Raw genomic sequence first — 17,628 nt, 5'->3', positions numbered from 1 at the left:
GGAGACATAATGGCATTTGAACACGTAACCGTCCTATTAAAAGAGGCCGTTGAATTTTTAGCGATCAAACCAGATGGTATTTATGTCGATGCTACTTTAGGTGGTGGTGGTCATACCGGTGAAATCCTTAAACAGCTAGAAACTGGGCGTTTATACAGTTTTGATCAAGATGATGTGGCCATTGCCTACAATCAAGACCAGTATGCCACTGAGATTGCGGCTGGTAAATTAGTACTAGTACATCAAAATTTTCGTGATTTAAAGTCAGCTTTAGCTAATCAGCAGGTTAAACACGTTGATGGAGTCCTCTATGATTTAGGGGTCAGTTCGGTTCAATTTGATGATGGTCAGCGTGGCTTTTCCTATAATCATGATGCGCAGTTAGATATGCGCATGGATCAGCGGCAGACTTTAACAGCTTGGCAGATTGTCAACCAGTGGTCCTTTCAAGACCTCTATCGTATTTTAAGTCGTTATGGTGAAGATCGATTTCCTAAGCAGGTTGCTCGTAAAATTGAGCAAAGTCGGCAAGTAAAAAGTATTGATACCACACTAGAATTGGTTGAGGTTATTAAAGAAGCTATTCCAGCGCCAGCTCGTCGTCACGGCGGACATCCGGCTAAGCGAACATTTCAAGCGCTGAGAATTGCAGTTAATGACGAATTAGGTGCTTTGGAAGATTCTTTAACGCAGGCCTTAGAATTATTGGACTTACAGGGACGTGTCAGCGTAATTACCTTTCAGTCGTTAGAAGATCGCTTAGTAAAGCAAATGTTTCGTGAAAAAGCGAGTGGACCGGATTTACCGGCCGAACTGCCAGTCCTACCTGGCCAGTTTGAAGCTGATTATCGCTTGTTAAGCCGTAAGGCAATTAAACCCAGTGAAAGCGAAATTCAAAACAATCATCGCGCCCAGTCAGCTCAGTTACGTGCAATTGAGCGGATTCATTTTTCAAAGGATTAGGAGTTAATCTTATGGCACAAAATCCAAGTTACCGGACCGCTAATTTAGCCCGTGATTTTTCTAATAAACCAGCTAAAAAGAAAGTTTTGAAACGCTATAAAGCCGCGGTTTGGACTAAAAATGAACGGCGTTTAGTTTTTGGCTTTGCTTTGGGAACGCTAATAATTATGTTGGCTACAGTTTATACTAGTGTTCAAACCGATAATGTGCTTCAAAAGAATGTCCAAACGCAGCGTAAAATGACTCAAATTAAGCAAGATAATGATAGTTTGAGGGCTGATATTCAAAAAAAAATAAACCGTCAGAATTTAGATGATGTTGCTAAAAAATCAAAAATGTCACAGACGGGTGATAGCGTCCGTAATATTAATCAATAACTATTATGAGTAAAAAAATTAAGCGTCTATCCAATCGAAGAGTGTCAAAAAATGCCAAATTTTTTGGCTTTTTTCTGTTGATTGCGACTGGATTGCTAATTTTGATTATGGGCTTACGTTTGTTACAAATTGCTACCTTAAAGCGAGTTAATTCACATAATTTAACCACGGCAACCCGTCAAGCCTTTATGCAAGAGCAGATGGTAGCTGCTACGCGGGGGCGAATTTTTTCTACTGATGGCGAAGTTTTAGCTGATAACAGTACGGTTTATGATTTATATGCCGTTTTAGATAAAAATCAGTTTGATGGTAAGAAACCCAAGTATGTTCAAGATAAAAAAGAAACTGCCAAGAAATTAAGTTCAGTGATTGATTTATCTGAGGATGATATTTTAAAACGCTTAGATAGCAATAAATTGCAAGTTGAGTTTGGTACAGCCGGTAAAGGCCTAAATATAGACCAATACAATAAAATTAAGGCGATGAAACTAACGGGAGTAGGCTTTATCCCGCAGCCGGCTCGTTATTACCCTAATAATCGGATGGCTTCCCATATTATTGGTTTAACCAACTCGATTACCAATGCCTTTGGTAAAAATACCCTGAATGGTATTTTAGGGATTGAAGATACCCGTAATAAGAGTTTAAAGGGTAAGGATGGCGTCAAGGATTATCTGGGTAATCAGGTGTCACAAGGACAAAATCAAGTTAAAAACGGTGATAATGTTACCTTAACTCTGGATGAAAAGTTACAAACTACTTTGGAAAATCGAATGGATGTCATGTTTGATGGTACCAAAGCTAAGTCTGCAATGGCGGTTTTGATGGATAGTAAGACCGGTAAAATTTTAGCGGCGACTCAGCGACCAAATTTTGATCCCAACTCGCAAGATGGCTTAAAAGATAACTGGGTGAATTTGTTAAACCAATCGACCTTTGAACCAGGATCAACAATGAAAACCATCACCCTAGCGGCTGCCATCCAAGAAGGTAAATGGCACCCTAATGACACCTACCAATCCGGAAGTTTGAACATTGATGGGGGCCGAATTGTTGATGCCTTTGGGCAAAATGAAGGGGTGCTAACCTACCGAGAAGGTTATTGGCGTTCTTCGAATGTGGCCTTTGCCCACATTGAACAATCTTTGGGGGCGACAACTTGGAAAAAGTATATCGATCGTTTCCATTTCTTAGAGCCGACCCATTCAGATTTACCAAATGAAGCCAGTGGGTCAATTTCCTTCCAACAGGCCATTGACCAGGCCAATACCGCTTACGGACAGGCGATTAACGTGACTACTTTACAACTATTGCAAGCCTATAGTGCGATTGCCAATAATGGTAAAGAGGTAAAACCATATCTGGTTGAAAAAGTGGCCGATTCTAAAACTGGTAAAACCCTATATCAAGGCAAAACCACAACCGTGGGGCAGCCGATAACTGCTGCCACTGCTAAAGAAGTTCGTAAGTACATGACAGATGTTGTTAATCAAGAAACTGGAACAGCCAAGCAGTATGATTTACGCGATGCTGGTTATCAAATTTCAGCCAAGACCGGAACGGCTCAAATTTCAGAAAATGGTCGTTATTTAGATGGCTTGAATAATGATATTCATTCGGTCATGACGATTGTCCCAGAAGAAAATCCGCGCTTCATTATGTATGTGTCGGTCCGCCAGCCAAAAGTTTTCCCTGATCCTAACATTCAGCTCACGTTGAATAAAGTTTTTCGGCCGGTCATGCTCCAGGCTTTGAATGATAGCAAGAGTGCGGTAAAATCAAAAACAAATGAAGTTAAATTACCGCAAGTTACCGGTCAATCAATTGATGATGCTCGTGGTAAGCTAGAAAAGGCTGGTTTACGGGTTGCTGTGGTCGGTTCAACTGGTCGGGTTAAGACGCAGTCAGTTTCGGCTGGTAGTTATGCCCTCAAAGATCAATTGATCATTCTAAAGGCTAACGGTAAAACGTTATTACCAAATATGGACGGGTGGAGCTTGGCTGAAGCACAACGCTACGCCAATGAGACTGGTTTTAACCTTAAGACTGATGGCACAGGTTTTATTACCAAACAGAGTATGGAAGCCGGTCAAGAAGTGAATGGTCAGTCGGTTGTAAGCGTCGAGTTAAAGGAAAAAGAGTAGGGGGAAATAATGAAGGAGAATTTTTTGGTGTTTTTGATTGCCCTGATTATCACGGTAGGAGGAATGCCCTTTGTCATTAAGTTTTTACGACAGTCAAAAGAGCAAGCTGTTATTCGTAAATTAGGGCCTGATCATCGTGCTAAGGCCGGAACGCCTAGCATGGGTGGTGCTTTATTTATCGCAGCAACAATTATTGCCACTCTTTGTATGCCTAGTTCTTATCAAAGTTGGACCAGTTTCACTTGGACCTTGATTTTGATTGTGGCAGTGGGATCTTTTGCCGCGATTGGTGGTATTGATGATGCCTTAAAATTAATTCGGCATGCCGATGAGGGCTTTGCTTTCAAACCGAAACTGTTGGCTCAGACCTTGAGTGCCGTTTTGATGATGTTGCTAATGTGGGCCCTCAAAGTTCCTTTCATCATTACCATTCCCTGGGTTGGTCCAGTCAACCTTGGTATCTTCTATTTCTTCTTCCTCTGGTTCTGGTTAGTTGGTTGGTCTAATGCCACTAATTTGACCGATGGCTTGGATGGTTTATTGGCTGGAACAGCCCTAATCGTTTATGGTGCCTTTACCATTTTGGCTTGGCGAGCAGGAAATCCTAGCATTTTAACATTTAATTTTGCTCTCATGGCCGCTTTAATCGGTTTTCTATTTTATAACCATCCCAAGGCTAAAATATTCATGGGAGATACAGGTTCCTTAGCACTGGGGGCTGGTTTAGCGATTGAGTCAATTCTCTTGCATGCCTCCTTATCGCTTCTCTGGTTTGGGCTGGTTTTTGTCATTGAAACCTTGTCCGTTATTATCCAGACTTTCAGTTATCATTTTTATCATAAGCGCGTCTTTCCGATGGCACCTATTCACCACACCTTTGAAAAAATGGGCTGGTCAGAATGGCAAATTGATGGTTTTTTCTGGGCGATTACCCTCGTCCTTGCTGTTATTGGTGTTAATGTTATCGGTTAATTGTGGTTTTACCACAGTACATATTTGGATAGGAAGTAATTATTAAATGGGACAATTAGTATTTAACGAAAAGAAAGTTTTAGTTTTTGGCTGGGCCCGCTCCGGTAAGGCAGCAGCCAAGCGCTTATTAGATTTAGGGGCCAAGGTAACAGTGATTAATCGTGATCCTTATCCAGATGATACTGACTATCAGCAGTTATTAGCAGCCGGTGTTGAATTTGTCATTGGTGATCAAGCTGAACAACTTTCGCCTGATTTTGCCTACATTGTTAAAAATCCAGGAATTAATTATGATCATCCCCTGGTTCAAAAGGCATTAGTACTAAAAATACCAATTTTAACCGAAGTTGCCGTTGCCCTATCAACTTTCCAAGGACGTTTAATTACGGTCACAGGTTCCAATGGAAAGACCACCACCACTTCATTAATCGGTGAAATGTTAAAAACAGCAGGGGTCTCAGTCACAGTTGCCGGTAATATCGGTACACCAGTATGTGAGGTGGTCGGTGCCTTAAAGTCTTCGGATACGCTCCTATTAGAGCTTTCAAGTTTCCAATTGTTGGGAATTCCGGCTATTCAACCGGATATTGCCTTGATTACCAATATCTTTACCAACCACATTGATTACCATAAAACCCGGGAAAACTATGTAGCGGCAAAGTTTCGGATTACCAAAGATCAGCGTCCTGACCAAGTTTTGGTTCTCAATGCCCAAGGAGCTGATAGTCCTGACTTTGCGACTAAAACAGCTGCGCAAGTTTATGAATTTTCACGCCAGGAAAGTCCAACCTTTGCCCACGTAAATCAAACTGACCTAATCGTTGATGGACAGACAGTTTTGCCATTGAATCAAATCCGTCTGGTGGGCCCACAAAATCTAGAAAATATTCTAGCAGCAGTGGCAGTTGCCCAACTAGCTGGCGTCCCTACTACGGCGATGGCAGCAGTCCTAAAAAGTTTTGGTGGAGTACCTCATCGTTTGCAGCATCTCTTTGACCGAGATGGTGTGGCTTATTATAATGACTCGAAAGCAACTGATATTGAAGCAACCCAAGCGGCTTTAGATAGCTTCACTAAGCCAACAATTTGGTTAGCAGGCGGCTTGGACCGTGGGGATGATTTGATGCGCTTAGCACCTAATTTAAAGCATGTCAAAGGGGTCATTGCCTTTGGACAAACGCAACAAAAGGTAGTGGAATTAGCTCGATCTCAACACCTACCAGTCATTACTGCTATTGATGTGGAACGTGCAGCACCGATGGCCATTAAATTAGCGCAACCAGGCGATGTAGTCTTACTTTCTCCTGCTGCAGCTAGTTGGGATCAGTATGATAACTTTGAAGTCCGTGGGGAAGTTTACACCCAAGCCCTGCAGGAAGCATTTGAACAAGGAGAAAATTGATGCGGGTAATTTTATCAGGTGGCGGTACTGGTGGCCATATCTATCCAGCCCTAGCGTTATCAAAGGTTATTAAGGAACATGAACCTGATTCTGAATTTTTATATGTTGGTTCTTTACGTGGGGTTGAGGCCAATATCGTTCCGAAAACTGGGATGGCTTTTGATCAACTTGAAATTCAAGGTTTCCGGCGTTCTTTATCATTTGATAATTTTAAAACCTTATATTTCTTCTTAAAAGCAGTCCATCGCGCTAAAAAAATTATTCGCGATTTTAAGCCGGATGTAGTGATTGGCACAGGCGGCTATGTCAGTGGGGCAGTTGTTTATGCTGCCCAAGCCCTCAAAATTCCCACAGTTATTCATGAACAAAACTCAGTTGCTGGGATTACTAATCGCTTTTTGGCCCGTAAAGCAACTCGCATTGGCTTGGCCTTTCAGGCGGCCGAAAGTCAATTCCCAAGTGAAAAAACACGGTTAGTTGGTAATCCCCGGGCCCAAGAGGTGGCCGGAATTCAATCTGATTTTAGTTGGACAGAGATTGGTTTAACTGATAATCAGCCAACTTTATTGATTTTTGGTGGATCACAAGGTGCACCAGCCATTAATAAGGCAGTGTTACAGGCAATGTCTGATTTTAACCAACGCAGTTATCAGACCGTGATTGTAACCGGGCCAAAGCGCTTTGACAGTTTCCAAACTCAGTTAAAAGAATTGAATATAACGCCACAAGCGCAAATTAAAATTTTACCTTACATTGACAATATGCCAGCGGTGTTAGCTAAAACAGCTGCCATTGTTGCCCGAGCGGGTGCTACTTCCTTAGCTGAAATCACTGCTCTTGGGATTCCTTCCATTTTGATTCCAAGTCCTTATGTAACCGGTGATCATCAACGAAAAAATGCGCAGAGTTTAGTCGAGGCTGGGGCGGCCTTGATGATTACCGAAGACCAGCTTTCTGAACAAAAACTTATGGCCACTGTTGATCAAATTATGCTTGATCAAACGATGCGGGCTGATATGGCTAAAAAGGCCGCAGCTATCGGAGAGCCTCAAGCTGGAGAAGCATTATATCGTTTAGTTTTGGATGCCATGGCGGAGTGATATCTTGAAAAAAAATCATTCACAATTTAGTAAAAAAAATACTCATAAAAATTCACTCCTTAGTCGTATTGCAGTTTTTTTTATGTTTTTTTTACTATTGGTGATTTTTTTTAGCTATTGGCGTCCTTGGGAAAAAATTAGTACTGTCCATGTTTCCTCGGTCAATATTCCAGAACAAAATGTTAAAAAGGTTCTAAAGATTGGTCCTGGTAGTTACCGTTGGCAGGTCGTAGGCCAGGAAATATTTTTAGTGAATCGTCTTAAAATGGCTAACGATAAGATAACGGATGCTGATTTTAAATTAGCGGGGCAAAAATTAGAAATCATCGTACACGAGCGCGTTAATGCTGGTTTTTTCTTACAAAATGGCCAGTGGTTCGAATTAGATAGTCAAGCCCGTAAGTTAAAAGTTGATAAACCCAATGGAATCGCACCGATTTATACCGGCTTTAAAGATGATCAGCAACGTAGTCAAGTAGCTAAATCTTTTACCACTTTGAACTATGCGATTCGGCATAACGTAAGTGAAATTATTTTTGCACCTGATAAAAATAATAATCAAAAAATCATTTTGGTTATGAATGATGGCAATACAGTGTATGCTAGCATCCGAAGTTTTGCCGATAAAATGAAGTATTATCCTAGCATTGTGGCGCAGATGAACGATAAAGGGGTTGTTGATCTTCAGTATGGTTCTTACTCGTATGCCTATGGGAATAAAAGTAAAGAATAATACGAAAAAAGCTGTGCTAGCACAACACTATGTTATTTGTTTATGTTAAGATTATCTTTAGGTTAGTTTCTAAATTTTTTATTAAAAAAGGGGAAGTTTCATGAGCCAGACGGGCGTGACAGTAGGATTAGATATTGGTGCTACTTTAATTAAAGTAGTCGTGGCGCAAACCGATGGCCAACATTTTAATGTGATTGCCACAGGTAATGCGCCATCCCGTGGAATTCGTAATGGCATCATTGTTGACATTAATGAGACTGCTAGTGCGATTCGACAGGCAATTGATTATGCTCGTGAAAAAGCTAACATTGAGATTCAAGAAGTGGTTGTTGGATTACCTGCTAATCAGCTAGAAATTAGTAACGCTGATGGTTTGGTATCCATCGAGAATCAAAATAAGCGCATTACATATAACGATGTCGCCAACGTTACCGAGCAGGCTTTAGCTGGTTTATCTAATAATGGCAAAGAGGTCATTGAATTAGTTCCTAGTGACTTTGTTGTGGATGGTTTTGACGGTGTTAAGGATCCTAATGATATGATTGGTGTGCGCCTTGAATTGCGTGGACTAGCCTATCTTGGCCCTAGTAAGATGATTGATAATATCCGAATGGCGGTTCAAAAGGCCGGCCTACGGGTTAAAGAATTTGTCTTAGCTCCGTTGGTGATGGGCGAAACGATCCTAAATGATGGGGAACAGGATTTTGGCTCGGTGCTTATCGACTTGGGTGGGGGACAAACCACTGTTTCAGTTATTCATGACCATCAGTTAAAGTTTACTTTTGTGGATCCTGAAGGTGGCGATAATGTTACTCGCGATATTTCAACGGTGTTAGGTATTTCATACAATGATGCTGAAAATATCAAACGGGATCACGGCTTTGCTACACCTAGTCAAGCATCGGCCAACCAGACGTTTTTCATTGAAGTGGTCGGCGAAAATGAAGCCCAAATCACTAATGAAGAGTACTTGGCTGAAATCATTGCTGCTCGATTAGGTCAAATTTATGACCGAGTGATTGAGCGCTTGAAATTCATTGGTGCCATGGATTTGCCGGGTGGCTTCATTATTACCGGTGGTAATTCAGCACTGCCTGGTTCATTGGCTTTTGCCAAAGAACGGCTTGGTGATAATGTGCATATGTCAGTCCCAGACCAAATTGGGCTACGACATCCCGCCTATTCGCGCGCTTTGTCCTACGTCTTGTTTAATAGTTCGGAAACGCAGTTACAAGAGGTAGTTAAGCGGGTTTTGATGGCTCAGTTTGATGAGGAGGGTGCCAGTCACGTTGCACCGTATCACCAAGTCAGCGGGGCTGATGAAGCAATCGAAACGCAAATCGATGAAGAAGATGAGATTTACGTTGATGAGCAAGCTGGTGGTGGCTTTTTGAACCGTTGGCGCACAAGGATTACTAACTTATTTAAAGAAGAAGACGACGAGAAAAAATAACATTTTTTAAGGAGTGAATTTATGGGTTATTCAATGGATGAAGCGCAGAGCAATGGCGCGGTAATCAAGGTAATCGGAGTTGGTGGCGGTGGTTCAAATGCTGTTAACCACATGATTGATGAAGGAATTGGTGGCGTTCAATTTATCGCCGCTAATACCGATGTTCAGGCTCTAAACAAGTCACAAGCTGATATTAAGGTTCAGATCGGGCCAAAATTGACTGGTGGATTAGGTGCTGGTTCCAATCCAGAACGTGGTGCTAAGGCCGCTGAGGAGTCTTCGGAAGAATTAGCAGAAGCCCTTAAGGGTGCTGATATGGTGGTCATCACTGCTGGTATGGGTGGTGGAACGGGTAACGGGGCTGCACCAGTAGTAGCTCGGATTGCTAAAGAACAGGGAGCCTTAACCGTTGCCGTTGTGACTCGACCATTTTCTTGGGAAGGACCTAAGCGTAGCCGCTATGCAGTCGAAGGCTTGCAAGAATTATCCGAATCAGTAGACTCGTTAATCGTGATTACTAACGAACGGCTTAAAGATCGGATTGATTTACGCACGCCGTTGTCAGAAGCCTTTAAGATTGTTGATGACGTTGTCTCACAAGGCGTTCGTGGTATTTCTGAATTGATTACTAATCCCGGCTTTATTAACTTGGATTTTGCCGATGTTAAAACTGTCATGAAGGATGCTGGTCCAGCTTTGATGGGTGTTGGTGTAGCCAACGGAGAATCTCGCGCAGCCGATGCAACGAAGGCGGCTATCTCATCACCATTGCTTGAAGTTGATATGGCTGGGGCTGAGGATGTTTTGCTAAACATTACTGGTGGTCCAGACATGTCATTGTTTGAAGCTCAAGCAGCTGCTGACGTCATTAACCAAGAAGCTGGTCGGGACGTCAACGTAATTTTTGGAACCTCGATTGATGAAAATCTAGGGGATTCAATTCGAATTACAGTAATTGCCACTGGACTTCAAAAAACCAGTGGCGTTGATCCCAAGAATGCTATGCATCAAAAGCAAGACGGTTTGTTTACTAAGCCTAAGACTAGTGATGACCAAGAGTCAGTTTTTAATCGTGAAGATGATCAAACCACTGTTAAAGAAGACGGTAATCTAAAAGAACCTCGAGATCCATTTGCTGATTGGGATATTTCTTCAACAGCAACTAAGGGTGATGATGGTCGCTTTGATGGCATTCAAAAGCGCAGTTTTGACCCAGTTGAAGGCGATAATAAGGGTGTTAATTTAGATTTGTCTTCTGAAGATGATGATAAGCCACCATTCTTCAAGAAACGGTAAGGAGCTATTATGGCATTTGATTCAATTAAGCGTTTATTTAGTAGTGATGATGACTACTATGAGGAAGAAGAGTTTCACGAAACACCAACTCAAGAAGTTCCAGCTGGTGCTAAAAATTCAAACAATAATGCTAATCGGGGTAAAATCACCAATCGTGATTTAGCTACAATTAGCAGTAAGATTGCTTTGTTTGAACCTAAAGTTTATTCGGATTCACGTGCAATTGCTTCCCAAGTATTGGGTGGTGAAGCGGTGATTGTTAATTTCACTCAAATTGATGAAGGACAAGCTAAGCGAATTTTGGATTTTCTAGGTGGTTCAGTTTATGCAGTTGATGGTGAGATTGAAAGAATTGGACAGTCAATTTTCTTAGTTACACCAAATACATTTGAAATTTCAGGTTCACTTAGTGATAATTTAGAGCCTGCTAGTCGGTACTAATTCTAATGGCGCTTTTTTTATCAATTGTAAGTTATTTTATTCAATTCTATAGTTTTTTAATCGTGGTATTTGCTTTAATGTCTTGGTTGCCAGGTGCGGCCAATTCATGGTTGGGCCGGGAAATTAGCCGAGTGGTCGTACCTTATTTACGGTTATTTCGTTTTATCCCGACGGTGGCTTCAATTGATTTCTCGCCGATTATTGCTTTGCTAGTCTTGCAATTTGTGATGAAGTTATTGTCAAATTTGCTCTGATGGCAAGTGATGATCAAATTAAACAACATTTTCGACCAGATGAGTTTGCTTTTATTGCTCAAGTTGAAGATTGGTTGAGACGAGTATCCCTTGATAGCCGAGAGATTTTAACGCCATTTTTAAATCCCCGCGAGCAATACATTTTAAGTAGTTTGGTAGCTCGTCAAAAAGATCTTCAACTAGCCTTTAATGGTGGAATTGTCTCAGCAGAAGCGCGTCGGGCGATTATCGCTCCCGATTATTTTGATTTATCCCAAGCTGATTTTGAAATCAGCTTACTGGGGATTGATTATCCGCAAAAGTTTAACCATTTGCGTCAGGCAGATATTTTAGGCGCTGTTTTAGCAGCAGGCTTAGATCGAAAAAAGCTGGGTGATATTTTATCGGATGTTAATGAAAGTCAATGGCAATTGCTGGTTGATCAGCAATTAGTCAGTTTCATTACACAAAATGTCGACCACATTGGTAATAGTAAAGTTAATTGGTTGGTATTAGCATTGGATTTTGCTTACGATAAGTTGGATGCCGGGCAGGAAGAATTTGTCCTGCTAGCTTCCCTGCGGATTGACTTAGTTGTTGCAGCTATTTTTGGTCTATCCCGTCAAGTGGTCAAGACTATGATAGATCAAGGATTAGTTAGAATTAATTGGGCTACATGTCAAAAAGCAGATAGTGTAATTGATATCGGGGACATCATTTCGGTGCGTCATTACGGCCGATTACGTCTATTAACTGTTACGGGGCGTAGTAAAAAAGATAAAATTAAAGCTACTTTTAACGTTATTAAACGATAGTTTGTTGTGGTTGAATGGGAATGAGAAAGGAATTAATGATGGCATTAACACCGGATGAAATTTTAAATCATGAATTTACTCGTAAAGGATCTAAGGCTTATTTAGCCAAAGAGGTTGATACTTTCTTAGATAGTGTTAATAATGACTATCGTGAGTTGATTGCTCGCTATGATCATTTAAGTGCTACCAATGAACAATTAGAGACGCGGGTAAAGCAGCTAGAAAGCCAGCGAGAAGAAGTTAACCAGTCAATTATCTTTGCCCAAGAGATGGCTAACAAGGTCCGTCGTGAGGCTGAAGAAGAATCACAAAAACAGGTTAGTCAAGCTCGTGAAGCAGCTACTCAAATTATTGATGATGCTCGTGGCAAGGCTGACGTGGAAGCTAAACGTTTGGCCCAGGAAAATGTGGACCTTATCAATGAGCAAAATCGCTTACGTGGTGAAGTCATTAAATTCCGGGATTCCTTTGCTAATTTGTTAACCCAACAAAAGAACCTATTAGAAAGCCAACAACTAGATGCAGCCGTATCTTTGTTACCAACTAGTCAAATTTCGGTTAATGCGCTTGAGGCTAGTCCAGTGGAAACGCCAGTAGTTAACACCGTTGAAACAGTTAACATGGCATCAGCTGATGTAGTGGCTGAACCGGGCGATGTTCCAGCAGTTGAAGCAAGCGGTGATACTGCTCAACCAAGCGATAAGCAAGATGATGATCCAACGCTGGTTGTTTTCCCGGACAATCCCTAATATAATAGACAATAAATTGAGGTAATCCAGAAGGATTAATAACACGCTCAAAGCGAGCCACGTTGGTGTGAGGTGGTAGTCTCTGTTATTAATCGGATCAATTACCATTCACCCAGACTGAAGATGAAAATTGTTAAGTTTGGGCGGTTCAGACCGTTATCACTGATTAGAGGGTTGTATTTTACAACTAAAAAATGGGTGGTACCACGTTCAAACGTCCTGTGCAATTATGTTGCACAGGACGTTTTTTATTCAAAAGGAGGCAGTTTTTATGAAGTATAAAGATACATTAAATTTAGGTAAGACTAAATTTCCAATGCGGGGATCACTCCCTAAAACTGAGCCCGAGCGTCAGGCCAAGTGGTATCAGAATAATCTCTACCAACAACGTTTAACTCAAAATGAGACGAAGCCACACTTTAATTTACATGATGGGCCTCCCTATGCGAATGGAAACATTCATTTAGGGCATGCTTTAAATAAAATTACTAAAGATATTATTGTCCGTTATAAGAACATGACTGGTTATTATGCACCTTACGTACCGGGGTGGGATACCCATGGTTTGCCAATTGAACAGCAATTGACTAAAGCCGGCTATGATCGTAAGTCTATGCCTAAGGCCCAGTGGCGTAATTTGGCCAAAGACTATGCCTTAGAACAAGTTGATAAGCAACGTGAAGACTTCAAGCGCCTAGGTGTTTTAGGCGACTGGGAACATCCTTATTTAACCCTTCAACCAGAATTTGAGGCTGCCCAGTTACGCGTCTTTGGAAAGATGGCTGGTAAGGGCTATATCTATAAGGGAGCTAAGCCAGTTTATTGGTCTTGGTCATCTGAATCCGCTTTGGCCGAAGCCGAAATTGAATATCATGATATTGATTCAACTTCACTTTTTTATGCCAACCGAGTTAAAGATGGCAAGGGACTGCTAGATGATGATACTTATTTTGTGGTCTGGACAACGACGCCCTTTACGGTAACTGCTTCTCGGGGAATTACCTTAGGACCTGATTTTGAGTATTCAGTAGTTCAACCAGCGGGTGAAAAACGTAAGTTCGTGGTTGCTACAGAATTGTTGCCACAAGTTGCACCTAAGTTTGGTTGGGATGCTTGGGAAACGTTGGCTACCTATAAGGGCCAGGAGTTAGACAAAATCACGGCCTACCATCCTTGGGACCCCGAGGCCGAAGAGTTAGTGATGAACGCTGATCATGTGACCCTGGATTCTGGAACTGGTTTGGTCCATACAGCGCCCGGTTTTGGTGAAGATGATTATAATGTTGGTAGCAAGTACCATTTGCCAATTATTGTGACTGTTGATGAAAAAGGGTACATGACTGCTGAAGCTGGTCCTGAATTTGAGGGTAAGTTTTACGATGACATTACCGGCTTAGTCATCAATAAATTGCAAGATGCCAACCTATTTTTGGCTAAAGAAAAAATTACCCACTCCTATCCATTTGATTGGCGTACTAAAAAACCAATCATTTGGCGAGCTGTGCCGCAGTGGTTTGCCTCAGTTGAAAAATTCCGTCAAGAAATTTTGGATCAACTTGATAAAGTTAATTTCTATCCTGGTTGGGGTAAGAAGCGTCTTTATAACATGATTCGCGATCGGGGTGATTGGGTTATTTCCCGTCAGCGAGTTTGGGGTGTACCGCTACCAATTTTCTATGCAGAAGATGGGACAGCCATTGTTGATGAACAAATCATCAATCATGTAGCCCAACTCTTTGAAGAACATGGTTCAAACTACTGGTTTGAACATAGTGCCAAGGAGTTATTACCAGCTGGTTATACCAATGAACATTCACCTAATGGCGAATTTACTAAAGAAGAAGACATCATGGATGTCTGGTTTGACTCAGGCTCATCCTGGAACGGAGTTTTGCGTCAACGACCACAATTAGATTATCCGGCTGATCTTTACCTTGAAGGGTCTGATCAATATCGTGGTTGGTTTAATTCATCGTTGATTACCTCGGTGGCTAGTTATGGACAGGCGCCCTATAAAAACCTACTATCGCAAGGATTTACCCTGGATGGTAAGGGTAATAAAATGTCAAAGTCGCTTGGAAACACGATTTCTCCCCTAGAAGTAGCTGACCAAATGGGGATTGAAATCTTACGGTTATGGACGATTACCGTCGATACTTCTCAGGATATGCCGGTTTCTAAGGAAATCTTAAAGCAGGTTTCTGAAAGTTATCGTAAGGTTCGTAACACTTTGCGCTTCTTACTAGCCAATACTAGTGACTTTAACTATGAGCAAGATAAGGTATCTTTTGCTGACCGTCAAGCCCATGATCAGTATTTTACCGTGCTCTTAAATGACTTTGTTAAAGAAATCCGCGCTTCATATGATAACTATCAATTTAACGATATTTTTAAGCGCTTGATTAACTTTGTAAATGTTGATTTATCAGCATTTTACTTAGACATTGCCAAGGATGTTGTCTACGTTGAAGCACCAACTAGTCCGCAACGACGTTCCATGCAAACCGTCTTTTATGAGACTTTGTTGGCTTTGACGAAGTTACTACTACCAGTTTTGCCTCATACGGCCGAAGAAGTTTGGGAATACTTACCAAACGAAACTAGTGATTTTGCCTATCTTTCAGAAATGCCAGTCGTGCAAGATTTAGGTGATACGAGTGCTATGATGGCTGATTGGCAAGCCTTTATGAAGATGCGAACTGCGGTTAATAAGGCCCTTGAAGACGCTCGAGAAGCTGAATTAATTGGTAAAAATGCCGAAGCTGCCGTTACTCTTTACCTAACCCAAGAACAAAAAGACGTTTTGACCCGTCTTGGTTTGAACGCCCGCTTGTTGTTAATGGTATCGCAGTTAGACCTCAAGGATGCTAGTCAGGCTGATGAAGCCAGCCGAGATTATGATGGTTTGCAAGTAACAGTGAGTCATGCTCGCGGTAAGGTTTCACCACGAGACCGGATGTATCATGAAGATTTGGGAGCAGATTCAGCCTTCCCAGAGCTATCTAAACACGAAGCTGAAATTGTCCGTGAATTCTATCCCGCAGCCGTTAGTGAAGGTTTTGAATAATTATTAATTAGACTGTCAAGTATATTTGCTTGACATTATCTAGAAATGATGGCATACTAATACCAGTCATTAAATTAACGGAGGAATTAAATCATGGCAGTTAAAATTCGTTTGAAGCGCATGGGTGCCAAGAAGCGTCCTTTCTACCGTGTGGTAGTTGCTGATTCACGTTCACCACGTGATGGCCGCTTTATTGAAACTGTGGGTACTTATAACCCAATCACTGTACCAGCTGAAGTAAAGTTGGACGAAGAAAAGATTATGGGATGGTTAGGAAACGGTGCACAACCTTCTGATACTGTTCGTAACCTTTTGACTAAGGCTGGCATCATTGCTAAGTTCAATGCTGCTAAGTCAGGTAACGCTGCTCCTAAGGCAAGTGGCAGCAAGCCATCAGCTAAGAACACTGTTGCTGAAATCAAGGAATACTTGGATGCCCAAGGTATTTCTTACGCATCATCAGCGAAGAAGGCTGAATTGCTTGAATTAGTATAATTTTTAAAAACTACCGTTGACGTAAGGTCAAGGTAGTTTTTTTGTGAGGAAACAAACCGACTTTATCCCCCAGACCTTGGTATAATAGTAGCTATGGAAGAAAAATATTATAAAGTCGGAACCATTGTCAATACCCATGGAATCCGCGGTGAAGTAAAATTAAAAGCAACCACTGATTTTGCCCAAGAGCGTTTTGCCAAGGGACAACTGGTTTATTTGGATATGGATCAGAGCCAATATCAAGAACTAGTAATTAAGGCCAGTCGGCCGCATAAGGGGATGTGGTTACTAACTTTTGAAAATTATGCTGATATTAATTTGGTAGAGGTGTTTAAAGGGCATGATCTGTATGTAAGTGGTAGCCAACGTCAAGACTTAGCTGCTGGTGAATACTACTATGACCAAATTATTGGCTGTCAGGTAGTTGATTTAAACCAAACAGTTTTGGGTGAAATTATTGATATTTTCACTACAGGGGCTAATGACGTTTGGACCGTACAGTTGACCAATGGTAAAGAAGGATTGATTCCGGTGATTGCCGATGTTGTCAAAGAGGTTGATGTGGCGCAAAAGCGGATTACCATCGAGGTTTTAGAAGGGTTATTTGATTAATGCGAATTGATGTTTTAAGTCTATTTCCAAATATGTTTGCCCCCATGCATCAATCAATTGTGGGAAAAGCCATTGAACGGGGAAAATTAGATTTTCAAGTAACCGATTTTCGAGATTATACAACCAATAAACACAATAATGTTGATGACTATCCTTTTGGTGGTGGTGCGGGGATGCTTTTGACCGCTCAGCCAATTTTTGATGCCATTGATCATATTGAACAGGAAGCTGGTCAGCGTGGACATGTGATTTTGATGGATCCAGCTGGTCGCAAATTTGACCACAAGGTTGCCCAAGAATTGGCCGGTTATGATCACTTAACCTTTATTGCTGGACATTATGAAGGTTATGATGAACGGATTCGTGAACTAGTCGATGAAGAACTATCCCTAGGGGACTATGTTTTAACCGGTGGTGAGTTGGGTGCCATGGTAATGATTGATGCGACCGTGCGTTTCTTACCAGAAGTTTTAGGTAATCAGGCCAGTGCTAATACAGATTCCTTTGAAGATGGGCTCTTAGAGTATCCCCAGTACACTCGACCTGCTGAATTTCGTGGGCGTGCGGTGCCAGATGTATTACTCAGTGGGAACCATGCTAAAATTGCCGAATGGCGATTAAAGGAATCCTTGCGCCGTACTTACTTACGTCGACCAGATTTACTGACTAATCGGACTTTAACAGCCCAGGAACGCGATCTTTTGGACGATATTAAAAGCGAAATCGAAGAGGGCTAAAGGCTCTCTTTTATTTTTGGCGGGGCCTATAGCTAAATT

17 protein-coding genes are annotated in these 17,628 nt (G+C 41.6%); all 17 read left to right on the top strand.

The window, feature by feature from the left end; translation table 11 throughout:
- The first annotated feature begins 9 nt into the window (after positions 1–9).
- The 17 genes from rsmH (at position 10) to trmD (ending at position 17,589) form a co-directional block, all read left to right on the top strand.
- Positions 10–963, top strand: a complete 954-nt coding sequence (gene rsmH, locus C7384_RS05020) for a 16S rRNA (cytosine(1402)-N(4))-methyltransferase RsmH (RefSeq protein WP_089938760.1) — start codon at positions 10–12, stop codon at positions 961–963.
- Between the two features lie 11 nt (positions 964–974).
- Entirely contained in the window at positions 975–1,340 is a 366-nt protein-coding gene (locus C7384_RS05015; protein ID WP_089938762.1) for a hypothetical protein, read from the top strand.
- Positions 1,341–1,345: 5 nt separating this feature from the next.
- Positions 1,346–3,484, top strand: a complete 2,139-nt coding sequence (locus C7384_RS05010; protein WP_089938764.1) for a penicillin-binding protein — start codon at positions 1,346–1,348, stop codon at positions 3,482–3,484.
- Between the two features lie 9 nt (positions 3,485–3,493).
- Positions 3,494–4,456 (top strand): phospho-N-acetylmuramoyl-pentapeptide-transferase, encoded by a 963-nt coding sequence (gene mraY / locus C7384_RS05005; protein ID WP_089938766.1) that lies wholly within the window; start codon positions 3,494–3,496, stop codon positions 4,454–4,456.
- Between the two features lie 46 nt (positions 4,457–4,502).
- Positions 4,503–5,858: a UDP-N-acetylmuramoyl-L-alanine--D-glutamate ligase gene (murD, locus tag C7384_RS05000; RefSeq protein WP_089938768.1), complete on the top strand. Its 1,356-nt coding sequence runs from the start codon at positions 4,503–4,505 to the stop codon at positions 5,856–5,858.
- On the top strand, positions 5,858–6,958 hold the full coding sequence (gene murG, locus C7384_RS04995; RefSeq protein WP_089938770.1) for an undecaprenyldiphospho-muramoylpentapeptide beta-N-acetylglucosaminyltransferase: 1,101 nt from the start codon (positions 5,858–5,860) through the stop codon (positions 6,956–6,958). Before murD ends, murG begins: the two co-directional genes overlap by 1 nt.
- A gap of 82 nt (positions 6,959–7,040) precedes the next feature.
- On the top strand, positions 7,041–7,691 hold the full coding sequence (locus tag C7384_RS04990) for a cell division protein FtsQ/DivIB (protein ID WP_133240783.1): 651 nt from the start codon (positions 7,041–7,043) through the stop codon (positions 7,689–7,691).
- A gap of 100 nt (positions 7,692–7,791) precedes the next feature.
- Positions 7,792–9,144: a cell division protein FtsA gene (gene ftsA / locus C7384_RS04985; protein ID WP_089938774.1), complete on the top strand. Its 1,353-nt coding sequence runs from the start codon at positions 7,792–7,794 to the stop codon at positions 9,142–9,144.
- Positions 9,145–9,165: 21 nt separating this feature from the next.
- Positions 9,166–10,440: a cell division protein FtsZ gene (gene ftsZ, locus C7384_RS04980; RefSeq protein WP_089938776.1), complete on the top strand. Its 1,275-nt coding sequence runs from the start codon at positions 9,166–9,168 to the stop codon at positions 10,438–10,440.
- A gap of 9 nt (positions 10,441–10,449) precedes the next feature.
- Complete coding sequence (locus C7384_RS04975) at positions 10,450–10,881, top strand: cell division protein SepF (RefSeq protein WP_089938779.1); 432 nt, start codon at positions 10,450–10,452, stop codon at positions 10,879–10,881.
- Positions 10,882–10,886: 5 nt separating this feature from the next.
- Positions 10,887–11,135: a YggT family protein gene (locus C7384_RS04970; RefSeq protein ID WP_089938781.1), complete on the top strand. Its 249-nt coding sequence runs from the start codon at positions 10,887–10,889 to the stop codon at positions 11,133–11,135.
- Positions 11,135–11,929, top strand: a complete 795-nt coding sequence (locus C7384_RS04965) for a YlmH family RNA-binding protein (protein ID WP_089938783.1) — start codon at positions 11,135–11,137, stop codon at positions 11,927–11,929. Before C7384_RS04970 ends, C7384_RS04965 begins: the two co-directional genes overlap by 1 nt.
- 38 nt (positions 11,930–11,967) lie before the next feature.
- Entirely contained in the window at positions 11,968–12,678 is a 711-nt protein-coding gene (locus C7384_RS04960; RefSeq protein ID WP_165806780.1) for a DivIVA domain-containing protein, read from the top strand.
- Between the two features lie 271 nt (positions 12,679–12,949).
- Entirely contained in the window at positions 12,950–15,745 is a 2,796-nt protein-coding gene (gene ileS / locus C7384_RS04955) for an isoleucine--tRNA ligase (protein ID WP_089938788.1), read from the top strand.
- A 93-nt stretch (positions 15,746–15,838) separates the two neighbouring features.
- Positions 15,839–16,240: a 30S ribosomal protein S16 gene (gene rpsP, locus C7384_RS04950; protein WP_089938790.1), complete on the top strand. Its 402-nt coding sequence runs from the start codon at positions 15,839–15,841 to the stop codon at positions 16,238–16,240.
- Between the two features lie 93 nt (positions 16,241–16,333).
- Positions 16,334–16,852, top strand: coding sequence for a ribosome maturation factor RimM (rimM, locus tag C7384_RS04945; protein ID WP_089938792.1), 519 nt, complete (start codon positions 16,334–16,336; stop codon positions 16,850–16,852).
- Positions 16,852–17,589 (top strand): tRNA (guanosine(37)-N1)-methyltransferase TrmD, encoded by a 738-nt coding sequence (trmD, locus tag C7384_RS04940; protein ID WP_089938794.1) that lies wholly within the window; start codon positions 16,852–16,854, stop codon positions 17,587–17,589. The genes rimM and trmD overlap by 1 nt, the downstream gene beginning before the upstream one ends.
- Positions 17,590–17,628: the final 39 nt, after the last annotated feature.

It is taken from the genome of Convivina intestini, assembly GCF_003096575.1.
Lineage (GTDB): Bacteria > Bacillota > Bacilli > Lactobacillales > Lactobacillaceae > Convivina > Convivina intestini.
Note: the sequence above shows the minus strand (reverse complement) of the source record. Positions and strands in the feature narration are given on the sequence as shown.